The organism is Billgrantia tianxiuensis (assembly GCF_009834345.1).
In the GTDB taxonomy this organism is placed as follows: Bacteria; Pseudomonadota; Gammaproteobacteria; order Pseudomonadales; family Halomonadaceae; genus Halomonas; species Halomonas tianxiuensis.
This window is the reverse complement of sequence record NZ_CP035042.1, coordinates 3,356,869-3,371,615: the sequence shown is the minus strand read 5'-3', so window position 1 is coordinate 3,371,615 and position 14,747 is coordinate 3,356,869. Positions and strand designations below refer to the sequence as shown.

The following is a 14,747-nucleotide window of genomic DNA, read 5'->3' as shown; positions in this document are numbered from 1 at the left end:
CATGTCGACCATCGAACAGATCGCCAGCCTGCAGAAGGGCCAGACGCTGCCGCTGCAGCGTGACGTGGACGCCATCTCGATCCCCTTCGGCAAGACCGTGACCCTGACCGAGGATAGCGTGGTCAGCGTGATGCAGGCCAAGGGCAGCTCGGTCAGCATCGGCTACGAGGGACGTCTTTACCTGATCGAGGGTAGCAATCTCGATGCCCTGGGGCTCGAGCCGCTGCCGCGACCGACCCTGCCCGAGGATGCCACGGACGAGGAGATCGAGCAGTTCGTCTGGGATCAGTTGCGCACCTGCTTCGACCCCGAGATTCCGGTCAACATCGTCGACCTGGGGCTGGTCTACGGCTGCCGTATCGAGCGGCTGATCAGCGGCGAGCGTATCGTCACCATTCGCATGACCCTGACCGCGCCCGGCTGCGGCATGGGCGACGTGATTGCCGCCGATGCGCGCAACAAGATCCTCGGCGCCCCGCAAATCAGCCGGGTGCATACGGAAATCGTCTTCGATCCGCCCTGGAGCCGTGAGATGATGAGCGACGAGGCGAAGCTGGAACTCGGCATGTTCTAGCCCCTAGGTGAAGTCATGTGCCGCGCACAGGCTTCGCTTCTTGCTGTGCAGTGAGGGTGAATGCAGGCGCTGCTGTGGAAAACCTTCAAGCTTCTTCTGATGTCGCTCGGCGCACTGTTGCTGCTGGCCGTGCTGCTGTTCGTGGGCGCCAACCTGTGGGTGCTGGCGCAGACGCATGGCCGTATCGAACACGAGCTGCCGTTGTGCGGTCCCGAGCGGGTGGGCATCGTCTTCGGGACTTCCCACTGGACCCGCAGCGGTGTGCGCAATCCGCATTTCGATGCGCGCATCAACGCAGCATCCCGCCTGATGCGGTTGAGCCGGGTCGAGCACCTGCTGCTTTCCGGTGATAATCGTACCCGTCAGTACAACGAACCCATCACCATGTGGCGCGACTTGCGCGCCCAGTACGTGCGTGATGAGGATATGACCCTCGACTACGCCGGTTTCAGTACCTTCGATACCCTGGCGCGGGCGCGGGACGTGTTTGGCGTCGATCGGGTTCTGCTGGTCACGCAGTCGTGGCATTTGCCGCGCGCACTGTTCATTGCCGATGCGCTTGGTCTCGAGGCGTATGGCTGCAGTGCGCCGTCGCGTCCGGTGGCGGGCCTGTGGCGTCTGCAGGCGCGGGAGTGGATGGCGCGAGCGGCCACCGTGGGTGATCTCTACGTATGGGGGCGCGAGCCGTATTTCCTGGGGCCGCTCGAGCCGCTACAGATCGCTCCGCCAGCCTGGCGTCAGTTGCTTGACCTGGAGCCGGAGGCGGAGGAGTTGCCGTGACCGCCTGGCGGGTTCAGCGGCGGCGCGGCTTCTGCTGACGGTAGAGCTCGCGAATCAGTTCCCGGCAGTCCTTCCAGCATTGTTCCACGACTGGCTCGAGCGGGTTGGGTAGGGGATGCGTGTAGAGGGTGGCCAAGGCCTGCATCAATACACGCTCTTGTTCGAGTAGCTCTCCGATGACCACTTGGCTCTCGTTGCCGACGAAGCTTTTCAGACGACTCCACAGCCACATGTAGTCGTCGCGTTCGACATCGGCATCGCGTGGGAGCAGCTTGAGGTGACGCCGGGCCAGTTCCTGTAGCTTTTGCAGCGTCTTGGCGCGCCCCTCATAGTGAGGCTTGAGCGTTTCGCGCAGGGAAGGGCGCAGGCGCTCGAGGTTGTCCTGGAAATAATCGATGCTGTCGGCCAACGCTTCCAAAACGCTGTCCATCGCCACTTGGCGATTGTCGAGAAACATGAGCGGTCACCTCCTCCGGTGACGCAGATTGTGGCCGGGGAAACAGTGTTTTTCTACCCCCGCGAGCAAAATAAGTGCTCTTTCTACAAATTATGGCGCTTTTCTCGCAATTACCCTTTGGGCTTGGGTGGTGCCTTGCGTGGAGCCACGGCATTCTTTTCGATGTGTTCGATGATCATGCCAGCGATATCCTTGCCGGTAGCGGTCTCGATGCCCTGCAGCCCCGGTGAGGAGTTGACTTCCATGATCACCGGACCGTGATGGGCGCGCAGCAGGTCAACCCCGGCCACCCTCAGGCCCATGGCCTTGGCGGCGCGAATTGCCGTTGAACGCTCCTCGGGGGTGATGCGAATGAGACTGGCCGTGCCGCCACGATGAAGGTTGGAGCGGAATTCGCCTTCGGCTGCCTGGCGCTTCATCGAAGCGACCACCTTGTCGCCGATCACGAAACAACGAATGTCGGCGCCACGGGCCTCCTTGATGTACTCCTGCACCATGATGTTGGCCTTCATGCCCATGAAGGCCTGGATCACCGACTCGGCGGCCTGGTTGGTCTCGGCCAGCACCACGCCGATGCCCTGAGTGCCTTCCAGCAGTTTGATGACCAGAGGCGCGCCCTTGACCATGGTGATCAAGTCGGGAATGTCATCGGGGAATGGGCAAAGCCGGTAATCGGCAGGCCCAATCCCTTGCGCGAGAGCAATTGCAGTGAGCGTAGCTTGTCACGCGAGCGGGTAATGGCGACCGAGTCGTTGAGTACGTAGGTGCCCATCATCTCGAACTGGCGCAACACGGCGCAACCGTAGAAGGTCACCGAGGCGCCGATGCGCGGTATGACCGCATCGAAGCGTTCGATTTCCTGACCCTTGTAGTGGATCGAGGGGTGGTGGGCGGCAATGCTCATGTAACAGCGCAGGGTGTCGATCACCCGGGCCTTGTGGCCGCGTTGTTCCGCGGCTTCCACCAGGCGTCGCGTGGAGTAGAGGTTGCGATTGCGGGATAGCAGCGCGATATGCATTCGGGAGGGCTCCGGGGCGGTAGGGCCGGGTGGGGCGTCAGGGTTCGCCATGCAGGAAGGTGACGCCGGGCGCCACCAGTAAGCGGCGCAGGGCGCGACGGCCGAGCAGCATGGGATAGCGCATGTCACTGCGGTCGGCGAGGGTCAGCTCCACCATCACCTCCAGCTCGCCCAGCTGCATCGGCGTGCGAATCACGTAGCGCCACTCCTTCTGACCGTTGGAGCTCGTCACGCGTCGCCGGTCGTGCAGGTGGGTACGGTAGACGTGAGGTGGCGACTCCAACCCTCCGCTACGGGTGGTGAAGCTGACCCAGAGGTGACCCTCCTCTTCGAAGATCTCGATATCCTCGGCATGCAATGCCGAAGTGTAGGCCCCGGTGTCGATCTTGGCGCAGACGGTCATGCCGATGGTGGGCAGGGTGACCATCTCGAGGCGACCAATCACGGCCTTGGGGATATAAGGCAGTTCCTTCATCGCGTTATTTTCCAGCTTTCCTTACTTACTTTCTGGACTTATTGAGCCAGGCCGGCCAGGCGTTGGCCGATAGCGGAATCCTGCCGCGCTTCGCGCAACGTCACCAGGACTGGCAGGCGAAGGCGCGGTATCAAGGCCAGATCGCGCGCTGCGCTGGAAAAATCCGCCTTTGACTGCTGTGCCAGCCGTTCGAGAAAACGCGGCAGACGCTGGCCGTCTTCCAGGTGCTCCCAGCCGCGCGCCGCAATGGCCGCCAACAGGTCGGGGCCGCAGGCGGCCGGGTCATCGAGCAGCGAGTCGAACCAGGGGCCGGCGATCGTCCTCTCGGCACTGCCGACGGCCCGGACGCAGGCGCACAGCGTTTCCAGGTGGCCCGCTGCTGCTGCTTGCTCGCCTCGGTCGCGCAATGCGTGCGCAAGCGCAGCGGGTATGGTGACATGCTCTAGACAGTAGCACAGCGAATGCAGCACTTCGTCGGGCAGGGTGGGGAGCGTCGAGGCCAGCAGGCTAGCGGCTTCCTCGTCCAGGCGAACGGCGAAATCGGCTAGTCCTTGCAGTCCCAAGAACTGCCAGTCCACCTGTTGTTGGCCGCTGAGATAGGCTTCCACCGGTTCCAGATGGGGGCTGGCGGGATTGCCGGTGTCATGGGTGGCACGAGCATGCAGCATGGCTTGGAAAGGCAGCGAAGGCGTGAAAGCCAGCGGGTTGTCGTGCATCAGATTGTCGATTTCGCCGCTGTCCGAAGCGTGATGTCCCACTCGCTCGACGTTACGGCCCAGCGTCACGAGCAAGCGTTGCAGGAAGGCGTCGCGAGGGGCGGGAACCAGTTGTCCCTGTTCATCCAGTGGCAGGGCGAGGAACCAGATCAGCGGGTCGGCGAGATCCCCAAGGCGAAAGACGATGCCCAGGCGAGCCTGACCCTGCCAGGGTAACGGCCACGGGCTGGTGTCGTTTTCCAGGTCGGCCAACGTTCGTAGCGAGCACGGCTCGACCCTGCGCCCCATGTGATAGAGGCGAACCTCGGCACCGGTGCGGTCGAAGAAATCGTGAAGCGTGTGGATCGGCTGCATATGGGCTCCCTTTTGAGCGTGCACTCTACCGTGACGGCCGGGGGGTTGTCAGCCACCCGTCGGCGCGGATCGTCGCAATCTGGTTAAGAAATGAGCATGCCTGGCGAAGCCCCGTATTCTCTGCTACCGGAGCGGGTTTCCAAAGCTTATCCACAGCCTCTTGCAGCAAATCTGTGCATGACCTTCAACTGCCCGGCTACGCTATGGCAGTCATGCATCAATTCAATGGTAGAGGTGGGAGCCATTCGCTCCCGCTTTTGTTAAAGTGGAATAACAGTAGCGGTATCTATTACGAATCGATATTTATGGAGGTCGACCATGTCGTCGCGTGTTCTTGTTGCAGCGGTTCTTTCCGGCGCTCTTGCTATCGCGGGAAGCGCTCAGGCCCAAGATGACGTGCTCAGGGTGGGCATGTCGGGCAGCTATTTTCCTTTCACCTTCGTCGAGCGGGACACGCTCAAGGGCTTCGAAGTAGAGGTCATGCAGGCGGTTGGCGAAGAGCTGGGCCTCGAGGTGGATTTCGTGACCGCCAATTTTTCGGGACTGTTCGGCATGCTCGAATCGGGGCGCATCGACACCATTGCCAACCAGATCACCATTACCGAAGAGCGCGAGGTGAAGTACCTCTTCACCGAACCCTACGTCTATGACGGTGCGCAAGTGGTCGTCAGGGCAGGCAACGAGGAGATTGAAGGCGTAGAGGACCTGAAAGGCAAGCGGGTTGCCGTCAACCTCGGCTCGAACTACGAACAGCTGCTGCGCGAGCTGCCCTATGCCGACGAGATCGATATCCGCACCTACGACAGCAATATCGAGCAGGATACCGCCCTGGGGCGTGTCGATGCCTTCGTCATGGATCGTGTCAGCGCCAGCCAGGTGATCCAGGAGCGGTCGCTGCCGCTGCAGCTCGCCGGTGAACCCTTCTCGAGTATTCGCAACGCACTGCCGTTCCGCGACACCGAAGCGGATCGTGCCCTGCGCGATCGAGTCGATGAGGCGCTTGCCACCTTGCGTGAAAACGGGACCCTGGCATCCATCTCGGAGCGCTGGTTCGGTACCGACATCACGCGTCCGTGATTCACTGAGCGCCTGTCATGCGTGTTCTCGATCTCGATTACATGCTGGGGCTGATCCCCATCCTGCTGCGCTATTTGCCGCTGACGCTGCAGATGGCGGCGGCAGGAATGGCGTTTGCCCTGGTACTCTCCTGCGCTCTCGCGGTCATTCGCGTCTTGAAGATTCCGGGGCTGAACGCAGCGACGCTGCTGTTCATCTCCTTTTTTCGCGGTACGCCGCTGTTGGTGCAGCTGTTCCTGTTCTACTACGGCCTGCCTCAACTACTGGCCTTCCTGACGCACATCAACGGTATCACCGCCACCATCATGGGGCTGACACTTCACTTTTCGGCTTACATGGCGGAATCGATACGTGCTGCCATCGTAGGGGTCGATCGCAGCCAGACCGAAGCTGCCCTGTCGATAGGCATGACCAACGGGCAGCTGATGCGTCGCATCGTGTTGCCCCAGGCCACTCGCGTGGCCGTGCCCACGCTGATGAACTACTTCATCGACATGATCAAGGCGACTTCCCTGGCCTTTACCCTAGGCGTTACGGAACTGATGGGGGCAACGCAGAAAGAGGCGGCCGGCAGCTTTCTCTACTTCGAGGCCTTCATCACCGTGGCAGTCATGTACTGGATCATCGTCGAGCTGTTGGCCTGGTTCCAGAGATGGCTGGAGACACGACTCAACAGGGCTTATCGCAGATGATCAAAATCAGCCATCTCGTCAAGCGATTCGGCAACGCAACCGTGCTCGATGGCATCGACCTGGAAATCGAACAGGGCGAGATCATCGTCGTGATCGGCCCTTCGGGGACCGGCAAGTCGACCCTGCTGCGCTGCCTCAACTTCCTCGAACGACCGGATGCCGGTCGCCTGGTCATCGGCGATCTGGACGTCGACGTCACCCGGGCCAGCCGGGCCGAGATACTGGCGGCGAGGCGCCGCACGGCGTTCGTGTTCCAGAACTACGCGCTGTTTGCCAACAAGACCGCGCTCGAGAACATTGCCGAAGGCCTGATCGTGGTCAACCGCTGGCCAAAGGACAAGGCGCATGCTCGCGCCCGGGAGATCCTGCAACGCATCGGCCTGGCCGACAAGGCGGACGCCTATCCGGCTTCGCTCTCCGGTGGTCAACAACAGCGGGTCGGTATCGGGCGCGCCATGGCAGCGCAGGCCGAGGTGATCCTGTTCGATGAGCCGACCTCCTCTCTCGATCCGGAGTGGGTCGAAGAGGTGCTCGCGCTGATGAAGCAGCTGGCCCGTGAGCGCCAGACCATGTTGGTGGTGACTCATGAGATGGGGTTTGCCAGGGACGTGGCGGATCGCGTGGTGTTCATGGAGGGTGGGCGTATCGTCGAGCAGGGGCCGCCTTCGCAGCTGTTCAATGCTCCTCAGGACCCGCGTACGCGGGACTTCTTGCGCAAGATCCTGGCCGGCCAGCTCGCATGAGCAGGCTTCGCATGGGGAGGGCGGGCGAGTTGTGCGATAATGAATGACATGTCCAACAGGAGATGTCATGACCGTACACGAGGAACTCGATGTAGCCCTGCGCCGTCTCGAGGCCACCATGAAGGCTACTAACATGTGGCAAATGAGTGCGCCGGAGCCGGCGGCCTATGAGAGCCAGCAACCGTTCTGCATCGATACCATGGCCTTGCCTCAGTGGCTGCGCTTCGTGTTCATCGTTCGTCTCGATGCGCTGATCGAGGCGGAGGCGCCGATGCCCGAGAAGTGCGATGTGGCGCCTGTGGTCGATATCTATCTGGCCCAGCAGGGGGCACGAGCCACGGATCGATTGTTGCTGTGCAAGGCGGTGGAAGAGATCGACCGCCTGATCACTGATAACTGACCAGACCAGACCAGACCAGACCAGACCAGACCAGACCAGAGAAGACGAAAACCGATGCCGTTCTATTTTGCCTACGGCAGCAACATGAATATTGCCAGGGTCGAGGCGCGCATCGGTGCGACACGCCGTGCTCTGGCGGGCGTGCTGCACGACCATGTGCTGCGCTTCGACAAGGCGTCGCGGGTGGCCGGGATCGCCCATGCCAACGTGGTGCCGACAGCGGGAGAGAGGGTGGAAGGTGCTCTGTTCGAGCTGCTCGAGCCCGCCCAGATCGAGCGAATGGATCCCTTCGAGGGGTATCCGCACGAGTACGAGCGGCGTCGCCTGCCGATCGCTACTGCAGAAGGGGAGATCGAAGCCTGGGTCTACATTGCTGCACCCGGCACCACGGCGCCATCCCTCAAGCCAGCGCGGGAATATCTCGATCACCTGCTGGCCGGGGAGCCGTTTCTCAGCACCGACTATCATCGGCAACTGGCTCGGGTCGAGGCCATCCATGGTCTCGAGGATCGCATCCTCTCCCTGCTCGGCTTGTCGCGCCACTCTCCGCGCTGATGCCAGCGCTGCTCCGTCAATGCCGTAAACACCGCGAGGCCCGCCAGTGGCGGGCCTCGCGGTGTTCAGAAGGCCGCTCAGAAACGGTAGCTGATGCCGGCCATGAACACCCAGGGATCGATGTTGACCTTGCCTATGTCAGTGCCATTCAGGCTGGCGTCGGTATCGATGTCGATGTACCAGGCCGCGGCGTTGACGCCCCAGTTGTCGTCTAGGCGCACATCGAGCCCCAACTGGCCAGCCAGGCCCCAGGAACTGTCGAGGTCCAGATCGGCCCCTTCGATGTCGAGCTTTTCACTGAAGAAGTGGGTGTAGTTGAGGCCAACGCCGGCATAGGGCTGAACTTGGGCGCCGGTACCACCCAGCGGGTAGTACTGCAAGGTCAGGGTCGGTGGTAAGTGCTTGGTGGAAGCGACCTCATCACCGTTCAGTCGAATATCGTGCTTGAACGGCAGCGCTGCCAGCAGCTCGACACCGAGCTTGTCGTGGAACAGGTAGCCCAGGGTAAAGCCCAGGTTGGTATCGCTGCGTACGTCGACGTCAATGGCGCCATTTGCCAGGCTGCCATTATCGCTCTTGGGGTCGACATGGGCGACGCCCACGCGGGTGATGAAGTCGCCTTGGTTGTAGGCGAGCGCCTGGCTGCTGGCCAAGAGGGCGGTGGCCGCAATGCCGGCAGTGAGTAGGGTGGGAAGGGCTTGATTGCGCATGAGTCGACTCCTGTCGTTGGCAAAGGAGCAGCCTGGGCTGCCATCAAAACGAAGTCAGTCTACTCAGAGCTTGGCGGCGGAATATTGACCCACGACAATAGTTGTTCCGGCAACTAAAAAGGCATTTAAAATATTTCTTATGGCTTGGAGAGCTGAGCTGGAAAGGCTGCACAATGAAAAACGCCGGGCATGGCCCGGCGTTTCGATGCGACATGGCTTCGTCAAGCTTAGAAGCGGAAGGTGACGCCACCGCCGATAGTCATTGGATCGACTTTGGCGGTGCCGATGCGCTCGCCGTCGGCAGAAATACGGGAATCGACGTCGGCATAGTTGGCAAAGCCGTTGAGCATGAAGTTGTCGGTAATCGCCAGATCGATCCCGACCTGACCCACGGCGCCATAGGAGCGGCGTGCGTCGATGCCTTCCGGCTCGCCAGAGAAGCGGGTGTAGTTGAGGCCCGCGCCGACATACGGCTGCACCTTGGAATCCAGTCCGCCGAGCGGGTAGTAGTTCACCAACAGGTTGACCGGCATGCGGTCGATGGATCCTGTCTCGCCGCCGAGCGTCACGTCATGCTCGATTTTCTCGGAGCCATTCAGCTCGATACCCACCTTGTCGTGGAACAAGTAGCCGGCACCGTATGTGAAGCCGGTCTCACCACTACTGATACCGTCGGCGATACCATTGTCGGAACGAGTGTCGGACTTGGCGAAGCCGCCACGTACGAAAGCATCGCCGGCGCCATAGGCCAGAGCTGCCTGGCTGGCGAAGAGAGTGCTGGCCGCAAGAGCAACCACAGGAATCAGACGAATCGGTTTCATAATAGCGTCCCCCTGGTTTCTAACGCCGGAGGTTCCCGGCAGCATTGGACGTTGACTACTATACGAACACTGTTTCTAAAAGTCCTGTTTAATTTTGTTATCGTCGATATAGCGCTGATTGATTGACCCAATCGCGTGATCACCTAATTTCAAAGCCATGAATATGACAAATAACGTGCATTTTGCTGTACAACTATTGTTGTGATGCAGCATGGCGCAAGGAACGACCAAGGGCTAAGCCTTGGGTAGGTGTTGAGAGGAGAGGGCAAGATGCGGACAGAGGTTCATGATCGTCCGATGTGGCTGACGCTGGCCGCCATGCTGGTGGCCGCTGCATTGGCGCTGTGGCTGCTGATTCGTCCCGAGCTGCTCAGTGGGCTGCCGATGTTCCTGCGCATGCCAGCCATCGGGCTGGGCGTTTGGGCGCTGGGAGCGGCCTTCATGCAGCCGCTGGGGCTGGGGTTCCGCCGTCATTGGCTGCGGCGTGCCACCAACCCGCCATGGAGCTGGGCGGTGCTGGGCTCCTTTGCCGTAATTGTAGTGATACGTGCTTTCTGGTTGGCATGAGTGAAAAACGAGAAAGCCGCCCATGGGCGGCTTTCTCGTTGCGTGATAGTGTTGGCCGATTACGCTTCCTCGAAGGTATCGAAGTCGGCGGTAACGCGAAGATCCGGCTCCTCGGTGGCCAGGCTCGCCACTACGATGGCGATATAGGCCAGGATGACGCCAGGTACGATCTCGTAGAGATCGAAGATGCCGCCGGACAGCTCGGCCCAGACCACCACGGTGACGCCGCCTACCACGATGCCGGCCAGTGCGCCCCACTTGTTCATGCGACGCCAGTAGAGCGACATGATCAGCGCGGGGCCGAAGGCCGCACCGAAGCCGGCCCAGGCGTAGGCGACCAGGTCGAGCACGGTGGCATCGGGATTGAGCGCCAGCAGGTAGGCAAGGACGGCAATGGCGATGACGGCCAGGCGCCCCACCCACACCAGCTCGGTCTGGCTGGCATCCTTGCGGAAGATCGCCTTGTAGAAGTCATCGGTCAGCGCCGAGGATGAGACCAGCAGCTGCGAATCGGCAGTGGACATGATTGCGGCCAGGATGGCGGCAAGCAGGATGCCGGCAATCACCGGGTGGAAGATCAGGTTGACCATCACCATGAACACTGTCTCACCGTCGGCCAGGTCGCGCTGCACGAAGCCCACTCCGAGCAGGCCCACGGCCACTGAGCTGATCAGGGCGATGGCGGTCCAGGTGACCGCAATGCGGCGCGCGGTAGGAATGTCGCGATCGCTGCGGATAGCGGCAAAGCGAGCCAGGATGTGCGGCTGGCCGAAATAGCCAAGGCCCCAGGCCAATGAGCTGACGATGCCGATGAAGGTCAGCGCTTCGCCCGTCGAGGCATCACGGAACCAGGCCAGCATGTAGGCACTCTCGTCGGCAAGCGCGGCGCCGGCACCGGCGGTGCCGCCCAGGTCGCCAAAGGCGATGATCGGCACGATGGCGAGTGCCGCTGCCATCATCAGGCCCTGGATCAGGTCGGTCCAGGAAACCGCCAGGAAACCACCGAAGAAGGTGTAGGAGATCACCGCGATGGTACCGATGGTGACCGCGACGGTGTAATCGTAGCCGAACACCGTCTCGAACAGCCGGCCGCCGGCGACCAGACCGGAGCTGGTGTAGAAGAGGAAGAACATCAGGATGAACACCGCCGAGATGACCCGTAACAGCTGCGAGTTGTCACGGAAGCGATTGGCGAAGTACTCGGGCAGGGTCAGGGCGTCGCTGACCTTGAAACTGTACAGGCGCAGGCGGCGCGCCACGATCAGCCAGTTGAGCCAGGTGCCGATCAGCAGGCCCACAGCGATCCAACTGGCGGAGATACCGCTGACATAGGCGGCACCGGGCAGGCCAAGCAGCAGCCAGCCCGACATGTCCGAGGCTCCGGCGGAGATAGCCGAGGTCCAGGGACCCAATGAACGGCCACCCAGGATGTAGTCGGAAAGGTTGGTCGTGCGCTTGTAGGCGACGATACCGATGCCGAGCATCAACAAGAGGTACACCACGAAGGTGAAACCGACAGCCATGTTATTCTGAACCATAGGGGTTCCTTCAAATGTTGTTGTGGTCAATGACGAGTGCGGTCACTCGTCTCCCAGCGCAAGCAGTGACGCGTTACCGCCCAGCGCGGCGGTATTGACGGTCACGGTCTTCTCCGTGGCGAAACGCAGCAGATAGTGCGGTCCGCCCGCCTTGGGGCCGGTACCGGAAAGACCTTGCCCGCCAAACGGCTGCACACCCACGACGGCGCCGATGATATTCCGGTTTATGTATACATTGCCAACGCGAATCTTCTGCGCGACGAGCTGTGCGAAGGATTCATTGCGGCTATGTACGCCGAAAGTCAGCCCGTAACCCTTGGCGTTGATCGACTCGAGCACCTTCTCGATCTCGCTGGCCTTGTAGCGCACCACGTGCAGCACCGGGCCAAACTGTTCCCGCTCCAGAGCATCGATGGTATCGATGCTGAAGGCGACCGGCGGCACGAAGGTGCCATGAGCGGTATGGGCCGGATCCAGGCGGGTTTCGGCCAGCAAGCGGCCTTCGCCCTTGAGTTTCTCGATGTGTGCCAGCAGATTCTTGCGTGCATCCTCATCGATCACCGGCCCTACGTCGGTACCCAGGTCGCGGGGGTCGCCGACGTGCAGCTCGTCCATGGCGCCACGCAGGATTTCGATGACCCGGTCGGCCACGTCGTCCTGCAGGTAGAGCACGCGCAGCGCGCTGCAGCGCTGGCCGGCACTCTGGTAGGCGGACTGGACCACGTCGGCCACGACCTGCTCCGGCAGGGCGGTGGAGTCGACGATCAGCGCGTTCATGCCACCAGTCTCGGCGACCAGGGCCGGCAGCGGGGCGTTTTCGCGGGCCGCCAGGGCGCGATTGATGATCTGAGCGGTATCGGTACCGCCGGTAAAGGCGACGCCGGTGATGCGCGGGTCGGAGGTGAGTACGCTGCCCACGGTGGGGCCGTCGCCCGGCAGCAGCTGCACCACGTCGCGTGGCATGCCGGCTTCGTAGAGCAGCTCGACCACGCGATGAGCGACGATGGAGGTCTGCTCGGCGGGCTTGGCCAGTACGCTATTGCCGGCCACGGCTGCCGCCACCATCTGGCCGCAGAAGATCGCCACCGGGAAGTTCCATGGGCTGATCGCGGCGAACACCCCCTTGCCGCTTAGCATCAGACGGTTCGATTCACCGGTAGGACCGGGCAGCTCGAGCGGCTCGCCGAACTGCTCCTCGGCGCGCATGGCGTAGTAACGGCAGAAATCCACCGCCTCACGGATCTCATCGACGCCATCGGTGAGCAGCTTGCCGCCCTCGCGGGAGCACAGCGTCATCAGTTCGGCCAGGTTCTCTTCCATCAGGTCGCCCAGGCGACGAATGATGGCGGCACGCTCGGCTACCGGGGTAGCCTCCCAGCGCGGGAATGCGGCCCAGGCGGCATCCACTGCGCGAGCGGCCTGGTCGCGGCTGGTCCACTGCACGCTGCCGACTCGCTGACGGCGGTCATAGGGACTGAAAACCTCGTGCACGTTGGCCGGGTCGCGTTCCACATCAAAGGCCAGCAGGGGCCCGACTTCGTAGCTGCGTTCCATGAAGCCCGACATGGCCTTCATCAGCGGTTCGTAATGGCTGCGCACGTTGAGGTTGACTCCCCTTGAGTTGCGTCGTTTTTCGCCGTAGATGTCCTTGGGCAGAGGAATCCGCGGGTTGGAGAAGGTGCGGTACTGGCCCAGCGTTTCCACCGGATGCACGCACAGCGTTTCCACCGGCACCTTGGGGTCGACCAACTGGTGCACGAACGAGGAGTTGGCGCCGTTTTCCAACAGCCGGCGTACCAAGTAGGGCAGCAGGTCCTTGTGCGCACCCACCGGCGCATAGATCCGGCAATAGGTACCCTTGGGGGCACGCTTGAGTGCCGCATCGTAAAGCGCCTCGCCCATGCCGTGCAGGCGCTGGAACTCGAAGGGACGAGTGGCTTCGTCGGCCATTTCGAGGATGGTGCTGATGGTATGGGCGTTATGGGTGGCAAACTGCGGGAAGATGCGACCGCGGGTTTGGTCGGAAAGCAGGAAGCGGGCGCAGACCAGATAGGCCACGTCGGTGCAGGCCTTGCGGGTGTAGACCGGATAACCCTCGACGCCGAGCTGCTGCGACTCCTTGATCTCGCTGTCCCAGTAGGCGCCCTTGACCAGGCGTACGGGAATTTCGTCGCCCTGACGTTCGGCCAGACGGTTGAGATAGTGCAGCACCGGCAGGGCGCGTTTGGAGTAGGCCTGGACCACCAGGCCGAAGTGGCCCCAGCCCCTGCAGGCGTCGCTCTCGTAGACGGCGCGGAATACTTCCAGCGACAGCTCCAGGCGATCCACTTCCTCGGCGTCGATGGTCAGCGCCACGTTACGCTCACGGGCCATGCTCACCAGCTCGCGTACGCTGCCCACCAGTTCGCGCAGAATCTGCTCGCGACGACCGAATTCGTAGCGCGGGTGCAGTGCCGAGAGCTTGATTGAGACGGAAGGCGCCGGGGTGCGTTCGGAGAGTTTGGTGCTGGTCAGGCCGACCCGCTGGATGGCCTTTGCATAGTCGTCGAAGTAGCGCTTGGCGTCGGCCCGTGTGCGCGCCGCTTCGCCCAGCATGTCGTAGGAGTAGGTGTAGCCCTTGTCGAACAGCGGACGGGAGCGCTTCAAGGCCTCATCGATGTCGCGGCCGAGCACGAACTGCTTGCCCATGATCTTCATCGCCTCGTACATGGCGCGGCGGATCACCGGCTCGCCCATACGATTGACCAGGCGGTTGATGAAGCCTGAAGGCTTGCCGTCGCGCGGCTTGTCGAGGGTGACCACGTGTCCGGTCATCAGTAGCCCCCAGGTGGAGGCATTGACCAGCCAGGAGTCGCTCTGTCCGACATGGGCCTTCCAGTCGGCGGGGCCGAGCTTGTCCTCGATCAGGGCGTCGGCCGTGGCCGTGTCGGGAATACGCAGCATGGCTTCGGCCAGGCACATCAGCATCAGCCCTTCGTGGGTGTCGAGGCTGTATTGCTGCAGCAACTGATCGATCGTATCGACTGCGGTGTCCATTTCGCGCACCTCGCGGACCAGCTCGGCGGTCTTGCCCGCAATGCGCCGGAAATCCTCGGTATCGGCGCTGAGTACGTTGACCAGCTCCTTGACGAAGATTTCTTCGTCCACCACGTAGTGTTCGCTGATACGCGAGAACAGGCTATCGAGATCCTGCTGCCAGGTAGCAGCATTCAGCATGGTTTCGGCATTGAGCATAGGAGTCCCCGGGTATCCACCCGTTCCAGAACGGCA

Annotated in this window: 15 protein-coding genes and 1 pseudogene; 8 read left to right on the top strand and 8 right to left on the bottom strand. The window is 61.9% G+C overall.

The window, feature by feature from the left end:
- Nucleotide 1 precedes the first annotated feature (1 nt).
- Both sufT and EKK97_RS15760 read left to right on the top strand, forming a co-directional pair.
- On the top strand, nucleotides 2-574 hold the full coding sequence (gene sufT / locus EKK97_RS15765; protein WP_159553296.1) for a putative Fe-S cluster assembly protein SufT: 573 nt from the start codon (nucleotides 2-4) through the stop codon (nucleotides 572-574).
- Between the two features lie 60 nt (nucleotides 575-634).
- Nucleotides 635-1,354, top strand: a complete 720-nt coding sequence (locus tag EKK97_RS15760) for a SanA/YdcF family protein (protein WP_159553294.1) — start codon at nucleotides 635-637, stop codon at nucleotides 1,352-1,354.
- Nucleotides 1,355-1,367: 13 nt separating this feature from the next.
- On the opposite strand, the gene EKK97_RS15755 is transcribed toward EKK97_RS15760, so the two are convergent.
- The 4 genes and pseudogenes from EKK97_RS15755 to EKK97_RS15740 form a co-directional block, all read right to left on the bottom strand.
- Nucleotides 1,368-1,811, bottom strand: a complete 444-nt coding sequence (locus tag EKK97_RS15755) for a hypothetical protein (RefSeq protein WP_159553292.1) — start codon at nucleotides 1,809-1,811, stop codon at nucleotides 1,368-1,370.
- A gap of 110 nt (nucleotides 1,812-1,921) precedes the next feature.
- Nucleotides 1,922-2,829: pseudogene (gene rimK, locus EKK97_RS15750) on the bottom strand (30S ribosomal protein S6--L-glutamate ligase).
- Between the two features lie 37 nt (nucleotides 2,830-2,866).
- Nucleotides 2,867-3,304 carry an ATP-dependent zinc protease family protein gene (locus tag EKK97_RS15745; RefSeq protein ID WP_159553290.1) on the bottom strand — a complete coding sequence of 146 codons (438 nt, stop codon included), beginning with the start codon at nucleotides 3,302-3,304 and terminating at the stop codon, nucleotides 2,867-2,869.
- A gap of 38 nt (nucleotides 3,305-3,342) precedes the next feature.
- A complete protein-coding gene (locus EKK97_RS15740; RefSeq protein ID WP_159553288.1) occupies nucleotides 3,343-4,374 on the bottom strand; it encodes a DUF3549 family protein in 1,032 nt (343 codons plus the stop codon).
- A gap of 318 nt (nucleotides 4,375-4,692) precedes the next feature.
- Here EKK97_RS15740 and EKK97_RS15735 point away from each other — a divergent pair, with 318 nt between their 5' ends.
- The 5 genes from EKK97_RS15735 (at nucleotide 4,693) to EKK97_RS15715 (ending at nucleotide 7,841) form a co-directional block, all read left to right on the top strand.
- On the top strand, nucleotides 4,693-5,451 hold the full coding sequence (locus tag EKK97_RS15735) for an amino acid ABC transporter substrate-binding protein (protein WP_159553286.1): 759 nt from the start codon (nucleotides 4,693-4,695) through the stop codon (nucleotides 5,449-5,451).
- A 17-nt stretch (nucleotides 5,452-5,468) separates the two neighbouring features.
- Complete coding sequence (locus EKK97_RS15730; protein ID WP_159553284.1) at nucleotides 5,469-6,143, top strand: amino acid ABC transporter permease; 675 nt, start codon at nucleotides 5,469-5,471, stop codon at nucleotides 6,141-6,143.
- Nucleotides 6,140-6,886, top strand: a complete 747-nt coding sequence (locus EKK97_RS15725) for an amino acid ABC transporter ATP-binding protein (protein WP_159553282.1) — start codon at nucleotides 6,140-6,142, stop codon at nucleotides 6,884-6,886. Before EKK97_RS15730 ends, EKK97_RS15725 begins: the two co-directional genes overlap by 4 nt.
- A gap of 67 nt (nucleotides 6,887-6,953) precedes the next feature.
- Entirely contained in the window at nucleotides 6,954-7,286 is a 333-nt protein-coding gene (locus EKK97_RS15720) for a YqcC family protein (protein ID WP_159553280.1), read from the top strand.
- 54 nt (nucleotides 7,287-7,340) lie between these two features.
- Entirely contained in the window at nucleotides 7,341-7,841 is a 501-nt protein-coding gene (locus tag EKK97_RS15715) for a gamma-glutamylcyclotransferase family protein (protein ID WP_159553278.1), read from the top strand.
- Nucleotides 7,842-7,918: 77 nt separating this feature from the next.
- Here EKK97_RS15715 and EKK97_RS15710 read toward each other — a convergent pair whose 3' ends face one another.
- Together EKK97_RS15710 and EKK97_RS15705 are read right to left on the bottom strand one after the other, a co-directional pair.
- On the bottom strand, nucleotides 7,919-8,551 hold the full coding sequence (locus tag EKK97_RS15710) for an OmpW/AlkL family protein (RefSeq protein ID WP_159553276.1): 633 nt from the start codon (nucleotides 8,549-8,551) through the stop codon (nucleotides 7,919-7,921).
- 227 nt (nucleotides 8,552-8,778) lie between these two features.
- Nucleotides 8,779-9,372, bottom strand: a complete 594-nt coding sequence (locus tag EKK97_RS15705; protein ID WP_159553274.1) for an OmpW/AlkL family protein — start codon at nucleotides 9,370-9,372, stop codon at nucleotides 8,779-8,781.
- A 270-nt stretch (nucleotides 9,373-9,642) separates the two neighbouring features.
- Here EKK97_RS15705 and EKK97_RS15700 point away from each other — a divergent pair, with 270 nt between their 5' ends.
- Nucleotides 9,643-9,939 carry a hypothetical protein gene (locus EKK97_RS15700; RefSeq protein WP_159553272.1) on the top strand — a complete coding sequence of 99 codons (297 nt, stop codon included), beginning with the start codon at nucleotides 9,643-9,645 and terminating at the stop codon, nucleotides 9,937-9,939.
- Nucleotides 9,940-9,998: 59 nt separating this feature from the next.
- On the opposite strand, the gene putP is transcribed toward EKK97_RS15700, so the two are convergent.
- Both putP and putA read right to left on the bottom strand, forming a co-directional pair.
- Complete coding sequence (putP, locus tag EKK97_RS15695; protein ID WP_159553270.1) at nucleotides 9,999-11,477, bottom strand: sodium/proline symporter PutP; 1,479 nt, start codon at nucleotides 11,475-11,477, stop codon at nucleotides 9,999-10,001.
- A gap of 42 nt (nucleotides 11,478-11,519) precedes the next feature.
- A complete protein-coding gene (gene putA / locus EKK97_RS15690) occupies nucleotides 11,520-14,711 on the bottom strand; it encodes a bifunctional proline dehydrogenase/L-glutamate gamma-semialdehyde dehydrogenase PutA (RefSeq protein WP_159553268.1) in 3,192 nt (1,063 codons plus the stop codon).
- Nucleotides 14,712-14,747 lie beyond the last annotated feature (36 nt).

What these genes read in the sequence shown, in the direction of transcription:
- EKK97_RS15735 (WP_159553286.1), top strand. Translation starts at nt 4,693, where the DNA reads ATGTCGTCGCGTGTTCTTGTTGCAGCGGTTCTTTCCGGCGCTCTTGCT.
- EKK97_RS15755 (WP_159553292.1), bottom strand. Translation starts at nt 1,811, where the DNA reads ATGTTTCTCGACAATCGCCAAGTGGCGATGGACAGCGTTTTGGAAGCG.
- EKK97_RS15715 (WP_159553278.1), top strand. Translation starts at nt 7,341, where the DNA reads ATGCCGTTCTATTTTGCCTACGGCAGCAACATGAATATTGCCAGGGTC.
- putP (WP_159553270.1), bottom strand. Translation starts at nt 11,477, where the DNA reads ATGGTTCAGAATAACATGGCTGTCGGTTTCACCTTCGTGGTGTACCTC.
- EKK97_RS15720 (WP_159553280.1), top strand. Translation starts at nt 6,954, where the DNA reads ATGACCGTACACGAGGAACTCGATGTAGCCCTGCGCCGTCTCGAGGCC.
- EKK97_RS15725 (WP_159553282.1), top strand. Translation starts at nt 6,140, where the DNA reads ATGATCAAAATCAGCCATCTCGTCAAGCGATTCGGCAACGCAACCGTG.
- sufT (WP_159553296.1), top strand. Translation starts at nt 2, where the DNA reads ATGTCGACCATCGAACAGATCGCCAGCCTGCAGAAGGGCCAGACGCTG.
- EKK97_RS15745 (WP_159553290.1), bottom strand. Translation starts at nt 3,304, where the DNA reads ATGAAGGAACTGCCTTATATCCCCAAGGCCGTGATTGGTCGCCTCGAG.
- putA (WP_159553268.1), bottom strand. Translation starts at nt 14,711, where the DNA reads ATGCTCAATGCCGAAACCATGCTGAATGCTGCTACCTGGCAGCAGGAT.
- EKK97_RS15760 (WP_159553294.1), top strand. Translation starts at nt 635, where the DNA reads ATGCAGGCGCTGCTGTGGAAAACCTTCAAGCTTCTTCTGATGTCGCTC.
- EKK97_RS15705 (WP_159553274.1), bottom strand. Translation starts at nt 9,372, where the DNA reads ATGAAACCGATTCGTCTGATTCCTGTGGTTGCTCTTGCGGCCAGCACT.
- EKK97_RS15740 (WP_159553288.1), bottom strand. Translation starts at nt 4,374, where the DNA reads ATGCAGCCGATCCACACGCTTCACGATTTCTTCGACCGCACCGGTGCC.
- EKK97_RS15700 (WP_159553272.1), top strand. Translation starts at nt 9,643, where the DNA reads ATGCGGACAGAGGTTCATGATCGTCCGATGTGGCTGACGCTGGCCGCC.
- EKK97_RS15730 (WP_159553284.1), top strand. Translation starts at nt 5,469, where the DNA reads ATGCGTGTTCTCGATCTCGATTACATGCTGGGGCTGATCCCCATCCTG.
- EKK97_RS15710 (WP_159553276.1), bottom strand. Translation starts at nt 8,551, where the DNA reads ATGCGCAATCAAGCCCTTCCCACCCTACTCACTGCCGGCATTGCGGCC.